Annotated in this window: 32 protein-coding genes and 1 tRNA gene; 6 read left to right on the forward strand and 27 right to left on the reverse strand. The window is 69.1% G+C overall.

Annotated features, from left to right (window positions below):
- The 23 genes from HW566_RS03355 to HW566_RS03460 form a co-directional block, all read right to left on the reverse strand.
- Positions 1–159: a hypothetical protein gene (locus tag HW566_RS03355; protein WP_178010406.1), complete on the reverse strand. Its 159-nt coding sequence runs from the start codon at positions 157–159 to the stop codon at positions 1–3.
- A 388-nt stretch (positions 160–547) separates the two neighbouring features.
- Positions 548–1,573 carry a RelA/SpoT domain-containing protein gene (locus HW566_RS03360; RefSeq protein WP_178010408.1) on the reverse strand — a complete coding sequence of 342 codons (1,026 nt, stop codon included), beginning with the start codon at positions 1,571–1,573 and terminating at the stop codon, positions 548–550.
- Between the two features lie 5 nt (positions 1,574–1,578).
- Positions 1,579–1,818: a hypothetical protein gene (locus HW566_RS03365; RefSeq protein ID WP_178010410.1), complete on the reverse strand. Its 240-nt coding sequence runs from the start codon at positions 1,816–1,818 to the stop codon at positions 1,579–1,581.
- Complete coding sequence (locus HW566_RS03370; protein ID WP_178010411.1) at positions 1,796–2,020, reverse strand: hypothetical protein; 225 nt, start codon at positions 2,018–2,020, stop codon at positions 1,796–1,798. Before HW566_RS03370 ends, HW566_RS03365 begins: the two co-directional genes overlap by 23 nt.
- Positions 2,017–2,364: a hypothetical protein gene (locus tag HW566_RS03375; RefSeq protein ID WP_178010413.1), complete on the reverse strand. Its 348-nt coding sequence runs from the start codon at positions 2,362–2,364 to the stop codon at positions 2,017–2,019. Before HW566_RS03375 ends, HW566_RS03370 begins: the two co-directional genes overlap by 4 nt.
- The gene (locus HW566_RS03380) at positions 2,361–3,320 is read right to left on the reverse strand and encodes a hypothetical protein (protein WP_178010415.1); all 960 of its coding nucleotides are present in this window, start codon (positions 3,318–3,320) and stop codon (positions 2,361–2,363) included. Before HW566_RS03380 ends, HW566_RS03375 begins: the two co-directional genes overlap by 4 nt.
- A complete protein-coding gene (locus HW566_RS03385; protein WP_178010417.1) occupies positions 3,287–3,763 on the reverse strand; it encodes a single-stranded DNA-binding protein in 477 nt (158 codons plus the stop codon). Before HW566_RS03385 ends, HW566_RS03380 begins: the two co-directional genes overlap by 34 nt.
- Positions 3,763–4,221 (reverse strand): hypothetical protein, encoded by a 459-nt coding sequence (locus HW566_RS03390; protein WP_178010419.1) that lies wholly within the window; start codon positions 4,219–4,221, stop codon positions 3,763–3,765. Before HW566_RS03390 ends, HW566_RS03385 begins: the two co-directional genes overlap by 1 nt.
- Entirely contained in the window at positions 4,221–4,529 is a 309-nt protein-coding gene (locus tag HW566_RS03395) for a hypothetical protein (protein WP_178010421.1), read from the reverse strand. The genes HW566_RS03390 and HW566_RS03395 overlap by 1 nt, the downstream gene beginning before the upstream one ends.
- The gene (locus HW566_RS03400) at positions 4,526–4,852 is read right to left on the reverse strand and encodes a hypothetical protein (protein ID WP_178010422.1); all 327 of its coding nucleotides are present in this window, start codon (positions 4,850–4,852) and stop codon (positions 4,526–4,528) included. The genes HW566_RS03395 and HW566_RS03400 overlap by 4 nt, the downstream gene beginning before the upstream one ends.
- A 4-nt stretch (positions 4,853–4,856) precedes the next feature.
- On the reverse strand, positions 4,857–5,540 hold the full coding sequence (locus HW566_RS03405) for a hypothetical protein (protein ID WP_178010424.1): 684 nt from the start codon (positions 5,538–5,540) through the stop codon (positions 4,857–4,859).
- 357 nt (positions 5,541–5,897) lie between these two features.
- The gene (locus HW566_RS03410; RefSeq protein ID WP_178010426.1) at positions 5,898–6,497 is read right to left on the reverse strand and encodes a hypothetical protein; all 600 of its coding nucleotides are present in this window, start codon (positions 6,495–6,497) and stop codon (positions 5,898–5,900) included.
- Complete coding sequence (locus HW566_RS03415) at positions 6,494–6,796, reverse strand: hypothetical protein (RefSeq protein ID WP_178010428.1); 303 nt, start codon at positions 6,794–6,796, stop codon at positions 6,494–6,496. Before HW566_RS03415 ends, HW566_RS03410 begins: the two co-directional genes overlap by 4 nt.
- Complete coding sequence (locus HW566_RS03420; protein ID WP_178010430.1) at positions 6,793–7,092, reverse strand: hypothetical protein; 300 nt, start codon at positions 7,090–7,092, stop codon at positions 6,793–6,795. The genes HW566_RS03415 and HW566_RS03420 overlap by 4 nt, the downstream gene beginning before the upstream one ends.
- Entirely contained in the window at positions 7,089–7,412 is a 324-nt protein-coding gene (locus HW566_RS03425; RefSeq protein WP_218621645.1) for an HNH endonuclease, read from the reverse strand. The genes HW566_RS03420 and HW566_RS03425 overlap by 4 nt, the downstream gene beginning before the upstream one ends.
- Positions 7,409–7,879: a hypothetical protein gene (locus HW566_RS03430; protein ID WP_178010432.1), complete on the reverse strand. Its 471-nt coding sequence runs from the start codon at positions 7,877–7,879 to the stop codon at positions 7,409–7,411. Before HW566_RS03430 ends, HW566_RS03425 begins: the two co-directional genes overlap by 4 nt.
- Positions 7,876–8,610 carry a hypothetical protein gene (locus tag HW566_RS03435; RefSeq protein WP_178010434.1) on the reverse strand — a complete coding sequence of 245 codons (735 nt, stop codon included), beginning with the start codon at positions 8,608–8,610 and terminating at the stop codon, positions 7,876–7,878. The genes HW566_RS03430 and HW566_RS03435 overlap by 4 nt, the downstream gene beginning before the upstream one ends.
- Positions 8,611–8,613: 3 nt before the next feature.
- On the reverse strand, positions 8,614–9,570 hold the full coding sequence (locus HW566_RS03440; RefSeq protein WP_178010435.1) for a hypothetical protein: 957 nt from the start codon (positions 9,568–9,570) through the stop codon (positions 8,614–8,616).
- Positions 9,570–9,785 (reverse strand): hypothetical protein, encoded by a 216-nt coding sequence (locus tag HW566_RS03445; protein WP_178010437.1) that lies wholly within the window; start codon positions 9,783–9,785, stop codon positions 9,570–9,572. The genes HW566_RS03440 and HW566_RS03445 overlap by 1 nt, the downstream gene beginning before the upstream one ends.
- The gene (locus tag HW566_RS03450) at positions 9,782–9,964 is read right to left on the reverse strand and encodes a hypothetical protein (RefSeq protein WP_178010439.1); all 183 of its coding nucleotides are present in this window, start codon (positions 9,962–9,964) and stop codon (positions 9,782–9,784) included. The genes HW566_RS03445 and HW566_RS03450 overlap by 4 nt, the downstream gene beginning before the upstream one ends.
- Before the next feature lie 100 nt (positions 9,965–10,064).
- Positions 10,065–10,196 carry a hypothetical protein gene (locus tag HW566_RS16000; RefSeq protein ID WP_256728848.1) on the reverse strand — a complete coding sequence of 44 codons (132 nt, stop codon included), beginning with the start codon at positions 10,194–10,196 and terminating at the stop codon, positions 10,065–10,067.
- Positions 10,193–10,417: a hypothetical protein gene (locus HW566_RS03455; RefSeq protein WP_178010441.1), complete on the reverse strand. Its 225-nt coding sequence runs from the start codon at positions 10,415–10,417 to the stop codon at positions 10,193–10,195. Before HW566_RS03455 ends, HW566_RS16000 begins: the two co-directional genes overlap by 4 nt.
- Entirely contained in the window at positions 10,414–10,683 is a 270-nt protein-coding gene (locus HW566_RS03460) for a helix-turn-helix domain-containing protein (protein ID WP_178010443.1), read from the reverse strand. The genes HW566_RS03455 and HW566_RS03460 overlap by 4 nt, the downstream gene beginning before the upstream one ends.
- A 142-nt stretch (positions 10,684–10,825) precedes the next feature.
- Here HW566_RS03460 and HW566_RS03465 point away from each other — a divergent pair, with 142 nt between their 5' ends.
- The 3 genes from HW566_RS03465 to HW566_RS03475 are packed head-to-tail and all read left to right on the forward strand — an operon-like array spanning position 10,826 to position 12,848.
- Entirely contained in the window at positions 10,826–11,239 is a 414-nt protein-coding gene (locus HW566_RS03465) for a helix-turn-helix domain-containing protein (RefSeq protein WP_178010445.1), read from the forward strand.
- The gene (locus HW566_RS03470; RefSeq protein ID WP_178010447.1) at positions 11,236–11,688 is read left to right on the forward strand and encodes an ImmA/IrrE family metallo-endopeptidase; all 453 of its coding nucleotides are present in this window, start codon (positions 11,236–11,238) and stop codon (positions 11,686–11,688) included. The genes HW566_RS03465 and HW566_RS03470 overlap by 4 nt, the downstream gene beginning before the upstream one ends.
- Positions 11,688–12,848 carry a tyrosine-type recombinase/integrase gene (locus HW566_RS03475; RefSeq protein WP_178010449.1) on the forward strand — a complete coding sequence of 387 codons (1,161 nt, stop codon included), beginning with the start codon at positions 11,688–11,690 and terminating at the stop codon, positions 12,846–12,848. Before HW566_RS03470 ends, HW566_RS03475 begins: the two co-directional genes overlap by 1 nt.
- Before the next feature lie 81 nt (positions 12,849–12,929).
- Here the strand turns inward: HW566_RS03475 and HW566_RS03480 are convergent.
- Both HW566_RS03480 and HW566_RS03485 read right to left on the reverse strand, forming a co-directional pair.
- A tRNA-Thr gene (locus HW566_RS03480) sits at positions 12,930–13,002 on the reverse strand.
- 260 nt (positions 13,003–13,262) lie between these two features.
- Positions 13,263–13,607, reverse strand: coding sequence for a DUF7882 family protein (locus HW566_RS03485; protein WP_178010451.1), 345 nt, complete (start codon positions 13,605–13,607; stop codon positions 13,263–13,265).
- A gap of 240 nt (positions 13,608–13,847) precedes the next feature.
- On the opposite strand from HW566_RS03485, the gene HW566_RS03490 reads away from it, so the two are divergent.
- Positions 13,848–14,234, forward strand: a complete 387-nt coding sequence (locus tag HW566_RS03490) for a hypothetical protein (protein ID WP_178010453.1) — start codon at positions 13,848–13,850, stop codon at positions 14,232–14,234.
- 106 nt (positions 14,235–14,340) lie between these two features.
- On the opposite strand, the gene HW566_RS03495 is transcribed toward HW566_RS03490, so the two are convergent.
- On the reverse strand, positions 14,341–15,312 hold the full coding sequence (locus tag HW566_RS03495) for a DsbA family protein (RefSeq protein ID WP_178010455.1): 972 nt from the start codon (positions 15,310–15,312) through the stop codon (positions 14,341–14,343).
- A 266-nt stretch (positions 15,313–15,578) separates the two neighbouring features.
- Between HW566_RS03495 and HW566_RS03500 the strand changes: the two genes are divergently transcribed.
- Together HW566_RS03500 and HW566_RS03505 are read left to right on the forward strand one after the other, a co-directional pair.
- Positions 15,579–16,682, forward strand: a complete 1,104-nt coding sequence (locus tag HW566_RS03500) for an ABC transporter ATP-binding protein (protein ID WP_178010457.1) — start codon at positions 15,579–15,581, stop codon at positions 16,680–16,682.
- Between the two features lie 83 nt (positions 16,683–16,765).
- Positions 16,766–18,070: a DUF4032 domain-containing protein gene (locus HW566_RS03505; RefSeq protein WP_178010459.1), complete on the forward strand. Its 1,305-nt coding sequence runs from the start codon at positions 16,766–16,768 to the stop codon at positions 18,068–18,070.
- A 21-nt stretch (positions 18,071–18,091) separates the two neighbouring features.
- Here the strand turns inward: HW566_RS03505 and HW566_RS03510 are convergent, their stop codons facing one another.
- On the reverse strand, positions 18,092–18,730 hold the full coding sequence (locus HW566_RS03510) for an NAD(P)-dependent oxidoreductase (protein ID WP_178010461.1): 639 nt from the start codon (positions 18,728–18,730) through the stop codon (positions 18,092–18,094).
- Positions 18,731–18,773 lie beyond the last annotated feature (43 nt).

An 18,773-nucleotide genomic window follows, 5' to 3' on the forward strand; every position in this document is an offset into this window, starting at 1 on the left:
TCAGCGGGCCGGGCGGGTCAGCGCGGCGGTGATGATCTCGGCGGCGGTCACGAGGCCGAGGCCGAGCGGCTCGCCGTGACGGCGCACCGGGCGGGGCTTCGGCTTCCGTGTGAACGGGATACCCGCGCGCTTGCGGGCCTTGCGGGCTGCGTTGGACATGCTGGCCCCCGATCGAGGTTTGCCGGCAAGCGCCCGCGGACAGTCCACGCGGGCGCCCGCCTATTCACGTCTGCGCCTCACGCGCCGGCGATCGCCCCCGATGCAAGATGATCAGCGCTCCTCGACTCCACCGCTTGGGAAGGTGGCCGGGCGCCGTCTGGCTGGAAGTGCGAGCGTCGCGTGAACGGTGAGGCGAGATCCCGGCCAGTCGGACCGGAAGATCAAGCGGGGCCGCGCCCGATGCGCGAGATGCGAACGCGACCCCGAGAACGCCGAAAGCCCCACCCGCTCGGGGTGAGGCTTCCGGTCATAGTTCTTGTGCGAGGCACAGCCTATCAGCGAAACGGGCCACGTTTTCGGAGCATCTCAGCGCGGCGTGTCGCCTTGGCTACAGGCGCCGCATCTCGCGACGAACGAAGTTGCTGAAGGCGGTCGTATCGGCGAAGTAGTTGGGGTACGCAGATCGGAGGTCGCCTATTCGCTTCGAGGACACCAGCACGGCATCGACGTCCTCGTCGTCCTCCGCCTCAATTTCTGCCAGGCGACTCTCCGCCGCGGCAGGGTTGTCGAACAAGGTCAGCACCAGCTTCTGCTGCCAGCGGTGAAGCTCGAGCAGGAAGGTGTTTCGCTTATGGCCTCCGTGCTGCTGCACCGCGGCCACGTAACCCTCGAGCCTATTGAGCAGGCCCAGCTCGAGCTCGAGGTTGAGCAGCTCGAGCCGCAGCTCCGACACGGTCCCCTCAGCACCGACCGGCTGCGGAAGACCCTCGGCGATCGCCATCAGAGCACTCACAACGAGCATGTAGCGCTTTAGCTTCGGGTCGCCCTCGTTGTACTTCAGGCGCGTGCCGCCGAAGAGGTCGAGCGTCTCGACGGCGGTCGCCCAGGCATGCTGAAGCTGCGTCCGCACCTGCACCTCGATGAGAGCCCCGTGGTACTCGGTCTTCGTCGCGTTGTACTCGTAGACCAGATGCACCCCGCGATAGCCGGTGCTCTGCGGGCCTGGCCCCTCACGGAGGTAGTCATAGGTGCGCAGGATCCGGTTCTGAGCGCGTGTCGCACCCTTCAGCCGAGCGACCAGGGCATCGACGTCCTGGATGGTCGGCAGGACGGCGCGCGTCCCACCGAGGTCATGCATCGTCGTGACGTTCATATGCGGGTGCCGGCGCAGCTTGTCGACGATCGTCGGCAGTCGTTTCATACGACGAACAACCAGCGCGTCGGGCGACACGGCGAGCGCGTTCTTTCGCACGTGGATCGTCACCGAGAACAGCGGATAGGCGTGCGCGCTCCGGTAGTTGCTCACCTTCTCCCGGGCCTCCGCCGCCTCTTCCGCTGTCCCCCTCCCGGAGCCGATCAGCCTGCCCGCGTTCTTGACCTGCGTCTTCGTGTACTTCTGTACGGCCCACCCCATGACGGTCATGCTATCGACCCGGTCTCCTCGAGTAGCTCGAACGCGCGAGCGGCGGCCCGTCGGCGCTGGTTGATCGTCAGGAACGGCACCGAGGTGATCGCGATGAGGTTCGCGATCTCCTGCTGCCGCACATGCTCCGCCCGGCCCTGCCGATACTCCCGCGCCCACGCCCCTTCACTGTCGGCGGTCGCCGGCCGGACTCCGAATCGGTCGATCCGGTCATCACGACGCCATCCGATGGGCATACTCGGACGAGACGCTGATTGCCTTGCTCACGGCCTGGCGCCCGTCGCGGATGTCTTCGCTGTGATGAATCACCTTCGGCGTACCGTCCGCTGCCTTCTCGGCGTTCGACGCGACCTCGATCTCGTACGCGCCGGCCCGGAGTCGCTTCGTCCACCACTGGCTCCACCCGTCGCCGCCCGTGGCCGTCGTCAGTTCGCTCATGTCGTGCTCCCGTTCGTGTGTTCCGGTTGAGTGGCGTGCTGGGGTTCCCAGTAGCCGAAGGCGCCCCATGACCCGTCGGGGCGGTAGCTGAGGTTCCAGCGACGCGGCCACGCACCCTGAGCCAGCGCCCACCGCGCGCGCTCGTCGGCGAACCGCTGCGCTTCCGCCCACTCGGTGAACTCGGCGATCGGGACCGTGCACGTCGGCGTCTCCCACGCGGCCACCTCCCAGCTGCGAGGGGCCGGGTCGTCGTACGCAGCGCGACGAACCTCAAGCGGCAAGCTCGGCGCGGCGAGCCACTCCGTCAGGTAAGTCGCGAGCTCCACCTGCGAGACACGCGTCATGCCGTCACCGCCTTGCGAGGGCGTCCGACGCGATCTCGCATCCGCTCCCGGATCTCGAGCACCTCGGACTCGCGGAACCACGTCACCCGGCCCATCGGCCCCTGCGTGATCGCGCGCGGCACGAGCCCCTCGCGCTCTCGCCAGCGCTTCAGCGTCCGCTCCGACCCGGCGTACTTCGCCCGCGCCGCCTCGTCCTTCGTGATCAGCCGATCCCGCCACTCGGCAACGGCCGACACCTCGAGCGCCTCGTCGGCGTCCGCGTCGACGACGTGCGCGGCATCCGGCCGCTCGAGCCGGTAGCGGCTCACCGCGTCGACGATCGACCAGAACGGGCGCACGCCGTCCTCGTCGACCGGATGCCGGACGAGCACGGCCTCGGCGAGCTGCTTCACGTCGTCGGCGTGGTTCGCGATCCGGTCGAAGTCGCCGAGGATCACGTTCGCGCAGCTGCGGGCGTAGTCGTACGCCGCGAGCGAGCCGGCGCCCGCGGGCATCCCGCCGACGATGCCCGATCGCGGGTCGACGAACACCGCCCACGACCGCAGCGACCGCATCACGTCCTCCGACGCGTCGATCAGGTCCGCCGGCGTCGGCGCGGGCGCCTCAGCCCCCTTCCCCGACGAGGACCGCAGCGCGTCATAGACCATCGCCTTGCGCGGGTCAGCGAGCGACCGCAGGCGGCCGACGAGATCCGCAGCGTTGTCGATGTGCCCGCGCATCCGCCGATAGCAGCGATCGCAGACCATGACGCCATCGCGAGCGGGCGCCGGCGCGCACCCCTTGCATGATCGCTCGGGGCGCTCCATCGCACCGTCCTCGACCGCCGCGTCGACGACGAGGCCGTAGTCGACGCAGGTCGCGAAGTGCAGGTCGGGCACGGTGCACCCGAGCTCACATCCTCTTTCGGACATGGGATCTCCTCTCAGAACGGGGTGTCGTCGCTCGGGACGGTCCACGAGCCGTCTTCGGACACGGGCGCGGCATAGGTCTCCTGCTGGCGCTGGGATGCCGCCGGCTGCGCCGCGGTCCCTCCTGCCGCTGCGCGAGTGACCTGCGCCGTCGCATAGCGCAGGCTCGGGCCGATCTCATCGATCTCGAGCTCGATAGCGGTGCGGGTCTGGCCCTCGCGGTCCTGGTAGTTCCGCTGCCGCAGGCGACCGGTCGCGACGACACGCATGCCCTTGGTGAGCGTCCCGGCGATGTGCTCGGCGAACTCACGCCAGGCCGACGCGCGCAGGAACAGCGCTTCGCCGTCCTTCCACTCGTTCGCCTGGCGGTCGAAGGTGCGCGGGGTGCTCGCGATCGTGAAGTTCACCACCGGGAGTCCGTTCTGCGTGTAGCGCAGCTCGGGGTCGGCGGTCAGGTTGCCGACGACGGTCAGGACGGTTTCGCCGGGCATCAGACGGCCACCTCGACGCTCTCCCAGCTCCGGTCCCCCTGCAGCGCGGCAGTAGCGCGGACGGCGAGGGTCAGCGGGTCCGTGCTCTCGTCGACATGCGACAGGGAATCGACGAGCGCGCGCCGGGCGTCCTCGAGCGGCAGGTGCTCGGGGTCGTACGCCCACAGGGTGGAGTCACCGTCCCAGGAGAAGACGACCGGGCCAGAGCGCAGCGGCGTCGTGCCGCCGTTGTAGAGCTCGAAGATCACGCCGGGGTCGTCGAACCAGCCCTCGACGGCCAGGCAGTAGCCCTGGTCGATCAGTGTGTGCTGGTCGTGGTCGTCCTGCCAGTAGTCCTCGCAGATGCCGCAGTGCAGCCGGCAGCTGGCCCCTTCGGGCGCGCTGCAGGTGAGCGTCGGGCGGATCGCGCCGTCTGCCTCGAGCTCGATGTCGATGCGGTGAGGGTTCGCCGTGCCCATCAGAGCGCCCCCTCGTTCGCGTCCTGCGCCTCGACCATGACCGGGTGCGGCGCGGTCAGCGATTCGGGGACGATGACGATTGCCTCGGGCCGCAGCGGGAGGAATGCCCCCTTGGGGATCTCGATCGTGACCTTCACCTCTACCGTTCCCGGCTTCGGCTTCTGCGACTTGTTCTGCGTCGAGCCGACGACTTTCGCGCCGTCGATCGCGCTCGGCTCGTCGAACTTCCTCGACTGCTTCGCACGCCAGGTGTACTCGGGCTGCACCTGCAGGTAGACGGTCGCTCGGACCGCATCGTGGTTCGTCATGCTGTCTTCCTCTCGGAGGTATTGCGTTGCTTCCAGGCCGCCGCTCTGGCGACGGTCTGCTGGGCTTGCTTGGCCTTCTGCTCGGCGATGAACCGGTCGGCGTCGGCCTCGGCGTCCTCGTGCGACTGCTCGAGCTGCCGGGCCGTGCGCCGGGCGACGGCGAGGGACTGCTGATTGCGCGCCGCGTGAAACTCGCGCTGCGCCCGGTCGCCGTTCGATCCGGGGCGCTCCTTGGCGACCTTCGCGAATGACGGGAACTGCTCCTTGACCGCCGCGCGCTTGTTGATCAGCGGCAGCCAATCGGGATACCGGGCCTCGCTCATCGGGTCACCACGGCTCCTCGTCGGGCGTCCCGGCGCGCTCGAAGTGAACGGTGAGCTTCTCCTCGTAGACCCGCCGGGTGAGCCACTCGTCCCGCTTGAGGCGAGCATCCCGGCAGGGACCGCACTTCGTCTTCCCGGCGCCGTGCGGCATGTGGTCGTCGCAGAACATCGGCGGGGCATCCAGGATCAGCGGGCGCTCCGGCAGCACGGGCTCCTCCTCGCGGTCCTGCGTCACCGCGTCCCACGCATCGGCCCGCGCGGCGTCCTCCGCCCGCACCTGCGCCCGCGCCCGCTCCCGCGCTCGCTCGCGCCCGCCCGCGCTCCCCCGCCCCACAGCCACGGACGTCCATGGACGATCCCGCGCCGGCGGTTCCGGGGTCGAGATCCGCACGCCGCGCATGTCCACCCGAAGCGGGTGCAGCAGCAGCAGCCATTCGGCGCCGCCCGCGACATACGTCGTCAGGAACCCGGCGTCCATCAGCTCGACGAGGTGCTCGAGCACCGTGTCCTGCGCCGCGTACCAATCGAGACCCGGGTACGCGTCCGCCGGGTACATCTCCCGCGCGATCCGCCCCGTATCCATCGGACCCCGCCCCAGTGGGTCGAGGTTCAGCCACAGCCACAGCGCGAGCGGCTTCGCCTCGTGCGGCACCTCGTCGAGGTGCGCCAGGTCGGCCGCGCTGATCATTCGTTGCTTCGTTGACACCCTGGTCGTTCCCTCTCGCGAAGCCCTCGATGCACTTGTCGAGGGCGAACTGCACGTCGTGCTCGTGGACCGTGAAGCACTCGGTCCATCCCTTCCCGCCGCGGCCGAGCACCGCCTCGGCGTCGTCCCACCCGGTGAATGCCCGGGGGAACCAGCGCGCCAGCACACGCAGCGCCTCGCGCTCCCACGAGGCATCCGTGCCCCGGGCGCAGACGATCACGTGCGCGCCGGCGCGCATGAGCTTCTCGACGCGGCTCCACTTCCACGCGCGCCCCACCTTCAGGACGCGGGATGCCGGCCAGTAGACGACGTACGTCATCGCGAACGTCGGCATCGCGCTCATGAGCACTCACCGTTCTTCGCGAAGGAGAGCATCCCGTCGGCAGCTGCGGCAACGGACCCAGAGCCCGGAAAAAGGTCATCCACCTGATCGGATGTTGGGTCGTAACCCAGCATCTCGAGCACCCACCGCGTCCACTCGGGCGGCTTCGACCCGAGGAACCCCTGCCTCCGCACGGGGGCGACGAGGATGTCACGCACGCGGAGACCCGTCGCGCGGTCACGGCGCGCCGGCGGCACGCACAGCACGACGGGCTCCCACGAGTTGACGACGCGTGCTCCTCCTGGGACAGCGTTCGGTCGGCCCCAGATCGCGAGCTGCGCCCCAGCCGGTGCGGCCGCGATGAGGAGTCCGGTCGACGACGCGTGTCCTGCCACCGCCCAGCCGTCGTATTCGGCGGAGAGGCGCTTGACGAGCTCGACGTGCGCCGCTGGGTCATCCCAGCGCGCAGCCTCGGCATGATGGTCGGGCTTTCTCATCGGGCGGTGCGCGCTGCCGACGTATCCCCCGGCGGTGCGCTCTCGTCCGGAGCCGCGACCCTCGCCGTACCAGCGGTCGGCTCGGCCGAGGTACGGCGGGTCTGCGATGGCGAGCTTCATCGTCTTCTCCCTGCTGGTGCGAATGTGATCCCGCCGCGGCGGGCCTTGTGTGCTTCGGTGATGCGGGGGCAGAGCCCGAACGCGTCGAGTCGCATGGTGCGGCTGCCGCATAGCCCGCAGACCGGATAGATCGCGGCGTGCATCTGGTCGATGCGCGCGAACTCCGCTTCCCGCTCGCGGCGGACGTGCTCGCGGCGGCGGATGTCGAGCACCCAGCCCTTGTCGGTCTGCGACCAGCCGCCATCGGGGAGTGCGGCGACCTCGGCGCTGCAGCAGCCGAACTTGCATGCGGCCTTCATGACGCGAGCCCCATCTCGGCCTCACGCTCACGGACCCACTGCCGCTCGTAGTCGGCGTAGGTCACCCGCGGGTGCTTCTGCCAGTGCTCGAGTAGCTCGGGCGATGCGTACGCGCGGGCGCGGCGCTCGTTGCCCATGAACAGCGACCCCGGGTCGATGCCCGCCGCGCGGCCGCGTGCGTTCAGCAGCGCGCCGTTGGTCGCCTCCTCAGCGAGCATGTACGCCGCGAGGCGAAGCTCCTCGTACTCCTCCCGCACCTCCCGCCAATCAGCGAAGGCCGACCCGATGATGCTCATGCCGCCAGCACCCACCCGCCGTCGTCGTCGAGGCGCACGCGGCCCCAGACGGAGTGCTTGATCGGGCGCTGGCGCGGGTTCGCCCACGAGGGGACGATGAACCCGGCGAGCTCGGCCTTCGCGGGGTCGGCGTGGACGGCGTTGTGGCAGGTGCGGCACAGGTGCACGAGGTTCGCGGGCAGGTGGTCGCCGTGGCGGCGCAGCTGGCGGTGGTGCATGTCGGTCGCGCGCTCTCGTCCGCAGCGCTCGCACATGCCGCCGGAACGGCCCTTCACGACGGGGCGGGCGTCGGCCATCGGGTCGACGGTCGGCCGGGTCACTTCTCCCCCCGCATCGACTTCGCGATCGACTGCAGCAGGGTCACGTCGCGCTCGACGGCCTCGGCGAAGTCCTTCGCGTACTCGAACAGCAGCCACGCCTCGTCGTACGCGTCGACGGCACGCATGAGGCGCTCGTCGACGCCGTACGCGAGTTCGCGCAGCTCGGTCATGGTGGCGCCGCGGCCGTACTCGTCGCGCAGCGTCTTGACCGCCAGGCCGAGGGCGATCTTCCGCTCCCGCTCGGCGGCCTTCAGCTTCTCCCGGTAGTCGGCGAGCGCGCCGGGTGCGGCGATGTTCTTCGCGCGAGCGATCGACAGTGCGCCGATCACCTGCGCCGGGGTCGGCGACCACTGGGCGAGGAGATCCTCGTCGAGGATCGCGACGTTCAGGGGGACGATGTCGAACCCGGCCGGGATGGTTACGAGCACCCCCGAGGCGGGGTCGACGTGGTTCGGTTCGTCGCTCATCGCCGGCCGCCCTTGCGCTTCGACGCGCGGCGGCTCGCGCGGTTGCCGGGCAGGTGATCCTGCGGGCGGCGGATGCCTGCCTGCACCGTCGCCGCGCGCTCGGGGGTGGCTGGCCCTTGCGCGTCGACGCTCGGTCCCGGTGCGGGTGCCCAGTCGTCGGCGGCCGGCGCTTCGGCGAGCGCCTTGCGCTTGGCCTTCAGCTGACGGTGGAGCGCGGTGCCCTCGGCGTCGGCGCGGAACGCGCGCACGGCGCGCGCCTCACGGTCGATCGTGTCAATCTCGAGGACCGTCTGCGCGGCCTCGATCTCGGTAGCCCAGTCCCGCTGTGCGGGCGCCGCGGGCGCCTCCCACGGCGCCGGGTCGGCGGTCGCGGCGGGGCGATCGTCGAGCAGCGGGGCGAGGATGTCGGCGAAGACGACGCGGTACGCGTGGCGCTCGACCTCGGAGCCGAAGATCGTCATCGGCTTCTCGGCGCGGGTCGCGTTCCAGTCGGGGGTGTTCTGCTCCTGCTTCTCGTACTCGGCCCAGCTCACGACGATCTCGCGGGGCTGCTGGCCGGTGCGGGTGATGATGACGCGGGCGAGCAGGGGCGGCTCGGGCTTCACGTGGTAGCGAAGCCACTCGGCCTCCGGGTCGGCGAGGAACTGCGGGCCGTCGATCGCGGCGAGCTGGCCGGAGGCGAGCACGGCGGCGCGGGCGGCCTCGACGGGGATCGTGCGGGGTTCGGGCATGGCTCATGCCTCCTGGAAGTTGAGCGTCGTGCGACGGGTGGTCTTCGGGTGCTTGCGCTTGGCGGCGGCCTCGGCGAACGCGAGGTCGACGCGCAGCTGCTCGGCGCGGGCGTGCCCGTCGGGGTCAGCGGCTGCCCACGCGGCCTCGTCGATCGCGACGCTCTCGCTGACGGACAGCTGGAAGCCGCCGCTCTTGCCCATGCCGACAGCGCCGAAACGGGCGGCGTGCGGGAGCTTGGCGATCGCCTTCTTGAGCGCGGCGTTCGCGGTCTTCTCGGCGTCGACAGCGACGGTCAGCACGAGCTTGCGGGGCACCCACTCCTCGAGTGCGGCCGCGACCTCATCGGGGAGGTCGTCGACGTCGGGGCATCCGGCGTCACGCCAGGCGATGAAGTCGTCGGCGCGCTCAGTGAGCCACGCGATCATCTCCTCGTCGCGCTCGACGACGATCCACGTCGCGCCGTCCGTGGGCGGCTGGTCGTCCTCGTCGCGAACCTCGAAGCCGTAGAGACCGAAATCGGCGCCCATGACGCGGATCTGGAACTGCAGCTGCGCATAGTGCTCGATCGGGATGCCGTCGTGCTCCCACCCGTGCTCGTGCGACTTCACCTCGACGACGGCGAGGCGGCCGTCACCGTCCCACCCGAAGCCGTCGGGCGTCGCGCGGTGGAGGTCGTTGTCAGCGGCCGCCCAGAGCGCGTCGTTCGCGACGACGCTCTGCAGGCGCTCGGCTGCCTCGTCGAGCAGTGCGGCCTCGCGGGCGGACCCGGCGCGGGTGGCGGCGGTGCCGCGGAAGCGGGAGCCGTTCATCTTCTCTTCGGCGATCGTGCGGCGTGCCTTCAGCCCGGCGCGGGCGATGCGCCACGCGTTGGAGGCGGTGACGCCCTCGCCGCGCTCGGCGAGCCACAGCTCGCGGTCAGCGCCCGCGGGAACGATGATGCGTGCGGTCGGGTTCTTCATCAGGCGCCTCGCTTCGGGAGAAGGTCGAGGGTCGTGTCCCACCACACCTCGACATTGGATGTGTTCATCGACGACAGGACCGCCTTGCCCGCGCGGCTGATCGCGCGGAACTTCCACCGGGTCGCGCCGACGGTGACGATGTCCCCGACCTGCCACACGTCGATGGGCTTCGTGCGGGTCGGGATGGTCACCGGCGCGGCGTCGAGCACGCTCATGCGATCACCGCCAGACCGAGCCCGCAGAGAAGAGTCACGGCGACGGCGAAGCCACCGAGCGCGACGACCACCACACGGGCGAGCACCTCGCGCTCGTGGCTCAGGCGCATCTCCACGCCTTCGCCGACACGAGCCGGCACGGGCGCCGGAAGATCCGGGGCATTCAGATTCAGGGTCACAGTCATTCCTTCGGGTGTCAGGTGCCGCATCGGAGCGCGACGAAACATCGGGGACGTCGCCCCGAGTGATCGGTGGTGTGTCAGTGAGTGGCAGCCGGCATCACTGCCGACCCATCCGGCGGAGCTTCTCGCGCGCCTCGCCGACGCAGATCGCAATCCAGGTGCCCCACAGAACGAGGCCAGCCGGGATCGCGAGCCATACGGGGATCTCGTCGGGGTTCAGATCGCTCATGCCGCAGCGTCCGCTGTCTCGGCGGCCGGGTCGACAACCCGGCTCTTCAGCCACGCATCGAGATCCACCTCGTAGAAGGCGTTCAGCCGCCCCTGCTTGAAGACCTTCGGTCCGTCTCCTGCGGCGAGGAGGTTGCGGAACGTCTGGTAGGCCATGCCGCTGAACTCCGCTGCCGAGCGGGTGTTGAGCACTCGCCCCGAGCGCACGATCGAGGCGCTCATGATGCGGTTGCCAGTTCCAGCGGGGCGGCCGCTTCGCTGACCTGCTCGTCGCCGGTGACGATGGTGAAAACGTCCTCGAACTTCACGGGGAACGTCAGCAGCACGGACGAGATGAAATGAGGTCCGGGCGCTGCCTTCCCGTTCAGGACGCGGGATGCAGTCGCCTTGTCGACGCGGAGTGCAGCGGCGAGACTCTGAAGAGTGTCGAGCCCCTGCTCGGCGCGCAGCTGCTTGAATCGCTCGGAGTCGATGATCAGCGTGGCCATCTCTCCCCCTTCGGATAGGTTGCTGCAACTTCGGGTTGCTGGTGTGCAACTGATCGTAAGCGAGACGATGCGCTTGTGCAACCGTCAATTGGGTTGCTGCACTCCCTTGCACTGTTGCGCGAACGCAACTACAGTGAGGACCGTGAACGAGACCCGCTGGTGGAAGTACGTACAGGTCGTCGCTGGCGACGTGCAGGCGAAGGAGATCGCCGACGTCGTCGGCATCGACAAGTCGAACGTCACGCGCTGGAAGCAGGGCAGCCGCCCCGCCGTCGAGTTCGTGCTCAAGTTCGCGCGCGCCTACGGACGATCGGTGATCGAGGCTCTGGCCGAGTCGGAGTACATCACCGACGACGAGGCCAATATCCGCGAGGTCAAGATCGGCGCCGAGGATCTTTCAGAGGTCGATCTCGCTCGCGAGCTACTCGGCCGCGTCGAGCGTCGCGCGTCCAGCAATGTCACCGTGGGCCGGTTCGGTGTCCGAGGTTCCGCGCAGGATGAACGGGCTGTCGCCAAGAAGAAGGGTCGCGACCGCGGAGAGGACACCGACGCGTGAGTGACGAGCACATACGTCAGACCCTGCGTGACCTCGGCGTCAGCGTCCGCTACGTCCCGCTGGACGACGATCGCGACGGCGAGTACCTCCATCACCGCCGCTTGATCCGACTGCAGCCGGGGATGCCACGGCGTCTGCACCGGTCCGTGCTCGCGCACGAGTGCGCGCATGCCGTCTTCGGCGATGCGCCCAGCGCGTTCGGACCTGCCAACGCCAAGATGGAGCGCCGCGCGGACGAGTGGGCAGCCCTCCGGCTCATCGATATCGATGCGTACAAGCTCGCCGAATCGATCCACGCTGCTCACCCGCATGCGATCGCGCTCGAGCTCGACGTCACCGTCGACATCGTCGAGGCGTTTCAGCGCATCCTGTCCCGGTTCGGAGACACCGTCTACGTGCAGGCACGCATGGGCGCCGGCATGTGGCATCACCGCGAGACGGTGCACTGATGGCCCGCCCGCCTCTCGAGCTCGAGACGTGGGGCCGCATCCGACGCACGACGATCGACGGCAAGCCGACCGCGTTCGCCTACTACCGCGACGCCGACGGTGTCACGCGGCTGATGCAACGCCAGGGCAAGACGGCCGCGGAGTCGGAGCGTAATCTCGTGCGCGCCCTGAAAGCACGACTCACGCCGGCAAGCGACGAGATCACCGGAACATCGACCCTCTCGGAGCTCGCGCAGAAGTGGATCGACTCCCGCGCCCGGCTGGCCGAGGGGTCGATCCGCACCTACCGGAACGCGATCAAGCACATCGACCGCGGCCTCGGGTCGGTGCGACTGCAAGAGGCAACCGTCCCGAAGCTCGATCGCTTCGTCATGGCCGTCGCGACGTCGTCAGGTCACGGAACCGCGGCCACGGTGCACGTCGTCCTGCGCGGGATGTTCACGCTCGCGGCGCGGCACGGCGCCGTGCGGCCGAACCCGATGGCCGACGTCCCGAAGCCCGAGCGCCCGAAGCGCACCCGGCGCGCAGCGGCCCCCGACCTCGAGGTCGTCCGCGGCATCCGGTCCCGATTTGAGCAGTGGGACGCAGGGACCGAGCCGCGCCCCGAGAACGACCGGCGCCGCCGGCTCGCGCGCGCGAGCACGCTGCTCGACACGACGGACATGATCATCGGCACCGGCATGCGCACGGGCGAGCTGCTCGCGCTGCAGTGGGACGCGGTCGATCTCGCGACGCATCGCGTCGTCGTGCGTCGCACGATCGCTCAGGACCGTGACGAGCGGTTCTTCGTCCAGGACTTCACGAAGACCGACGCCGGCTACCGCGAGCTCGAGCTGCCGACGGAGGTCGTCGAGATGCTCATGCGCCGCCGCGTCGCGTCGTACACCGAGTTCGTCTTCCCGTCGGCAGTTGGCACCTTCCGGCACCCGAACAACTACCGCACGACCTGGCGCGCCGCGCTCGCGGGGACGCCGTACGCCGGTATCACCCCGAAGAGCTTCCGCAAGACGGTGGCGACGGTCATCCGTGACGAGCTCGGCATCGAAGCCGCGAAGGAACAGCTCGGCCACGAGGACAAGAAGACGACGGAGGCGCACTACGCCGACGAGGTCCATCGCGGCCCTGCGAGCGCACTTGTTCTGTCGAAGCTGTTCACCTGAAAACCATGGGTAAACAATGGATCGCCCCGACCCGCGCTGTGCGGATCGGGGCGATTTGCTGACTTGACCTGGCCTTTTCTGAGCCGACTACGGGACTTGAACCCGTAACCCCCGTATTACAAGTACGGTGCGCTACCAATTGCGCCAAGTCGGCGACGCCCGGTATTCCGGGCTTTCGACGCAGCGTCTGCTCAGCCGGATGGTAGCCGACCGCGCAGGAACGCCGCTCATTCGCTTCTTCGGTTCCGAGTCTAGAGCGTCGGCCGCACGGCTCCCGCCCCCAGCAGTCGCCGCACCGGGGTGACGACCGGCCACGTGTCAGCGCTGAACGCTTCCATCGCCGCCCTCAGGCCGGCTCCGGCGCGGAACGCGATCCCCAACAGCGGGTTCCGCGCCGGAGACGACGCTTGCTAGCTAGCGAGCAGTCGTCGAGGCGTTCGCCACGGTATGGGGAGGACGCGGCGGCGCGGGTTCTCGGACGGCATACAGCCCACGCGGTGAGTTCGCCGCGGATGACAGCGCCGTCAACCAGTGCGGATTGAGCTCCGGGACTCTGCTGCCGTGGAACTTGAACAACAAGCTGGCGTGGGGGTGGATCCACACGGAGGATCTGCCGCCACCGAGACTGAGATGGTCCGTCCAGGTGAGGATGAAGGGTTCGCCGCGACGGAGCTTCGATTGCGTCACGAACTGGATGTGAGCCAGCAGACGGTCCTCGAACTCCGCCGACACGGAGCCCTCGTAGATCAACTTGCCCATATCCGCCGCTCCTGGTCGCTGGGTGTTCTGGTGGCGGCCAGGGGCTGGGGCAACGTTCTGAAGACTATAGGCACAGCGGTCGCCGGGCGCAACGGCCCCGGCTCGGAGGAACACCCTCACACCCTCCCCGCACGTTCATCACCTCAGCACGGGAGCAGCCGCGCGCTTCGGCCTATCAGCCGGAACAACTCTGTCGCAAGCGGTTGATCGCGGCGCGCGGCGAGCGCTCAGATTGCGGATATGCAGCGCATCGATCACTTCGCGGAGGCGTTCCTCGACGAGATCGTCAACGAGCGCGACCAGGAGAGTCGTCGGGCTGCCATCGACCGGATGATCCACCCCAATGTGTGTCACGTCAGTTTCGATCGTGCGGTGTACGGCAAGTCCGGCTTGGACCAGCGGATCGCCGTGCTCCAAGCGTCTCTCCCACCCCTCGCGCGGCCGATCGTTCAGGAGCCGCCGGCGGTGCGCGGGAACACGATCTTCTTCCCGTGGTGCCTCACCGGCCCCTCGGGACCGACCCGCTCGTCGGGTAGCGTCTTCGTCGTCTTCACCGGGACGCTCGCAGAGTGGATATACACGACGGCGGATCTTCACCGGGCAGAGCTCAGCGCACCTGAAACGTGAGCAACGGCATCCTGTCGAGCACGCCGTTGATGATCTCCGCCTGGATCGCCCGGTCTTCTCGGACGACGGCTGCGGTTCGGTCGCCGATCCGCCAGCGTGCTGCGGCTCAGGAGGTGGGGGTCGGCGTCGGTGTCGGCGCCGACTTGTAGTAGGCGTCGCTCGCGGTTGTCAGGACGAACTGCGAGAACTCTGCAGGGTCGCCCATATCGCCGATGTACTGCTTGCCGTTGACGAGCACCATCGGCGTTCCGGTCAGCGACAGCCCGTCGGTGTCGGGGATGCCGGCGACGGCGCGCTCCGTGGCCGACTTGGCCCACGCGGCGTACGAACCCGACTCGATGCACTCACGGATGACCTTCGTCTGGTCGACACCGGATGCCGCCGCCATGTCGGCGAGCTGCGTGTCGGAGAACCCGTCGGTGTCGACCTCGGGCTGACGCGTCAGCAGATCGTTGTTGAACGCGTAGAAGGCGTCGGGCGAGTGCGTTGCGACGCAGGCGGCGGCGCTCGCTGCACGCAGCGAGTACTTCGTGCCGTTGGACTTCGCCGTCAGCATGGCGACCGGGTAGTAGCTCAGGGTGACGGCTCCGTCATCGACCCACGAGGTCAGCTGCTGGGAGTTCGCGGTCTGCCACTCCTGAGCGCCGGCCGACAGGTAGTCGACGTACACGCGGATTTCGACCGGGGGCTGCGCCGTCGTCGAGGGGGTGGGAAGGCCCTCGGCGGGCGCAGCGTTCTCGGCGGGCTCCGCCGGTTCCGCGGCCTCGACGGGCGCCTCGGCCGGAGCATTGAGGTCGGCCGCCACCGACCCTCGAACGACGTCGGCCACGACGAAACCGTCTCCGGTCGCCGTCGCCGGCTCCAGCTGCGGGCGGCTGCCCGAGGACGAAACCGTCCAGGTGACGATGACCGCGGCCGCGGTGACGGCACCGACCGCCAGCAGTCCGAGACCGGACCGCCGCGCGATCCGCGCCCGCGATTGGCGGGTGTGGACCTGGAGGGCCTTCTCGCGCACCGCCTCGCGGCGGTCGGTGACCGTCGACGATTCGGGGACGTCGTGGGAGTCGTCAGAAGACATGGAACCTCGGAGAACGGAAGGAGGATGAGAGCCGAGCAAGAGATCTCGCGACGGGTTTCACGAGTCAGTCGATGGTAATCAGCCAGCCTGGGAAAGCCCAGAGCACACCGGAGGCGCTGCTCCCCCGGCGCGTCTCCGTGCGTGCGCCGTGCGGCTCTCGCGCGTGCCATACTGAGATCGCGTCCAATGATGGGCGTACGGGGGCGACCCCGTTCCATTCACAACGGATCGTCCGGCACGTACCTGCCGGTGAAGGAGAAGAAACGATGGCGTCCGTCACTTTCGACAACGCAACCCGTCTGTACCCCGGTGGCACTCGTCCTGCCGTCGACAAGCTGAACCTCGAAGTCGCCGATGGCGAGTTCCTGGTTCTCGTCGGTCCCTCCGGTTGCGGTAAGTCCACCTCGCTGCGCATGCTCGCCGGCCTCGAAGAGGTCAACTCGGGCAGCATCCGCATCGGTGACCGCGACGTCACCGACGTGCCGCCGAAGGACCGCGACATCGCGATGGTGTTCCAGAACTACGCTCTGTACCCCCATATGACCGTGGCCGAGAACATGGGCTTCGCGCTCAAGATCGCGGGCGTCGGCAAGGAGGAGCGCGCGCAGCGGGTGCTCGAGGCCGCCAAGCTCCTCGACCTCGAGGAGTACCTCACCCGCAAGCCGAAGGCGCTCTCGGGTGGTCAGCGTCAGCGTGTCGCCATGGGTCGCGCCATCGTTCGTCAGCCCCAGGTCTTCCTCATGGACGAGCCGCTGTCGAACCTCGACGCGAAGCTCCGCGTCCAGACGCGCACCCAGATCGCGTCGCTGCAGCGTCGCCTCGGCGTCACCACGGTGTACGTCACGCACGACCAGACCGAGGCCCTCACGATGGGCGACCGCATCGCCGTGCTGAAGGACGGGCTGCTCCAGCAGGTCGGCACCCCGCGTGACCTGTACGAGAAGCCGAACAACGTGTTCGTCGCCGGCTTCATCGGCTCGCCCGCCATGAACCTGTTCCCGGCGGACCTCGCCGAGGGCGGCATCAAGTTCGGCTCGGAGATCGTCCGGCTCGACCGTGACACCGTCGGCCGCGCCAACGGCAGCCAGGTGACGGTGGGCGTCCGCCCCGAGGACATCGAGGTCGGCCCCGCCGACGGCCGTGGCCTCCCGGTCCAGGTCGACCTGGTCGAGGAGCTCGGCGCCGACGGTTACCTCTACGGTCACACCGAGATCAACGGCAAGCGCACCGACATCGTCGCGCGCGTCGACGGCCGCAACCACCCGAACGCCGGCGAGACCGTGACCCTGACTGCCAAGCCCGGCCACGTGCACGCCTTCGACATCGAGAGCGGCGACCGTCTGAACGACAAGGCCATCGCCTCGGCCTGATCCGTATCTTCGTACGCTGCGGCGCGGGTGGCCTTCGGTCGCCCGCGCCGCAGCGTTTTGCCCCTCATCCGATCGGAGAACCCGTGCGCTCCTCGCTCTCGATCACGGCCAGCAGCGTCGACCCCGGCCTGCTCGCCCTGCCCTGGTCGACGACCCTGGCCGACTGGGCCACGCCCGACATCGTGTACCTGCCCAAGGGCATCTCGCGTCACCTCGTGCGGTTCGCGAACCTCTCGGGGCGTGTCGTGGCGATCAAGGAGACGACGGCTGCCATGGCCCGCCGCGAGTACGAGATGCTCGGCTCGCTGCAGCGCCTCGACGTTCCCTGCGTCGAACGCGTCGCGGTGATCGACGGTCGCCGCGACGAGAAGGGCGACGAGCTGCCCGCCGCCCTCGTGACGGCGCACCTGAAGTTCTCACTCCCCTACCGAGCGCTCTTCACGCAGGTGCTGCGCCCAGACACCGCCACCCGGCTCGTCGACGCCCTCGCCGTCCTGCTGGTGCGCCTGCACAACGTGGGCTTCTTCTGGGGCGACGTGTCGCTGTCGAATACGCTGTTCCGCCGCGATGCCGGTGCTTTCGCGGCCTACCTGGTCGATGCCGAGACCGGTGAGCTCCACGAGCGCGGGCTCACCCGCGGGCAGCGCCTGCACGACCTCGACATCGCACGCACCAACATCGCCGGCGAGATCATGGACCTCGAAGCCGGGGGGCGGCTGGAGGGCGGTGTGGATGCCGTGGCGATCGCCGACGGGATCATGTCGTCGTACCACTCGCTGTGGGCCGCGCTGACCGACCAGGAGTCGTTCTCGGCCAACGAGTCGTGGCGCATCACCGAGCGGGTGCAGAAGCTCAACGCGCTCGGCTTCGACATCGGCGAGATGTCGATCGACGCCGCCGCCGACGGCACGCGCGTGTCGATCCAGCCGAAGGTCGTCGACGCCGGCCATCACCAGCGCCGGCTCCTGCGTCTCACCGGCCTCGACGTCGAGGAGAACCAGGCCCGGCGCCTGCTCAACGACCTCGACGAGTTCAGCGCCCGCGTGTCGCGCCTCGGCTCGAACGAGGAGATGGTCGCCCACGAGTGGCTGACGCGCGTGTTCGAACCGGTGGTGCTGTCGGTGCCCTGGGACCTGCGGGCGAAGCTGGAGCCCGCCGAGCTCTTCCACCAGGTGCTCGAGCACCGCTGGTATCTCTCGCAGACCGAGGGGCGTTCGGTGCCGCTGGCCGAGGTGCTCTCGTCGTATGTCGAGAACGTGCTGCGTCACCGCCGCGACGAGGCGACGGTCATGGGCCCACCCACCGAGACGATGTCGGTGCCGATCATCACCGACGCCGTCCCGGTCGGCGACGACGAGGCCGCCGTCGACTGGCGCGATCTCGTTTGACCGCTCCCCCGGTCGCGGGGATCAGTAGCCGACGGTGAAGCGCTCGCGCACGTGGCGAGGGTTCTCGATCTCGTCGAGGACCGCGATGGCGAAGTCGGCTCCGGAGATGAACGAGTCGCCGTTCCCATCGGTGACGAGGACGTCCCCACCGTCGCGGTAGGCGCCCGTCCGCTCGCCGGGGTTGAAAGAACCGAACCCTCCGGCGGGATGCACGAAGAACCAGTCGCGTCCGCTCTCGTCGGCCTGGAGGTCTTCGAGGACGCCGATCGCCTCGAGGGCCTCGTCCTTGAACTCCTCGGGGAAGCCGCTGTCGACCAGCCGCGGTCCGCCGGCAGACACGAGGCTGCCTCCGGCGCCGCCGATGACGCCGACCCGGACGTCCTCGGGCAACGCGTGCCCGAGGAGCGCCGTGTTGGGTCGCACCTGGCCCTGCATGTCGCCGCGCGGCGCGACCGACACGACGACCACGTCGACGCCGTCCAGCTGCGTCACGAGCGCCGGCACATCCACGAGCGTGCCCTCGATGTAGGTCGCGCCCTCGACCCGCTCGGCCGGAACCTTGCGGGCGACGGAGACGACGGTGTGGCCGCGGGAGACGGCCTCCTCGACGATGTGGCTGCCGGCGTAGCCGGTGCCTCCGATGACGGCGATGCGTGCCATGGCGATTCCCTTCGTTGGTCGTGCCGGTGGTGTCGGGGGCATT

Origin of the sequence: Microbacterium oleivorans (assembly GCF_013389665.1) — a bacterium.
Classification (GTDB): Bacteria; Actinomycetota; Actinomycetes; order Actinomycetales; family Microbacteriaceae; genus Microbacterium; species Microbacterium oleivorans_C.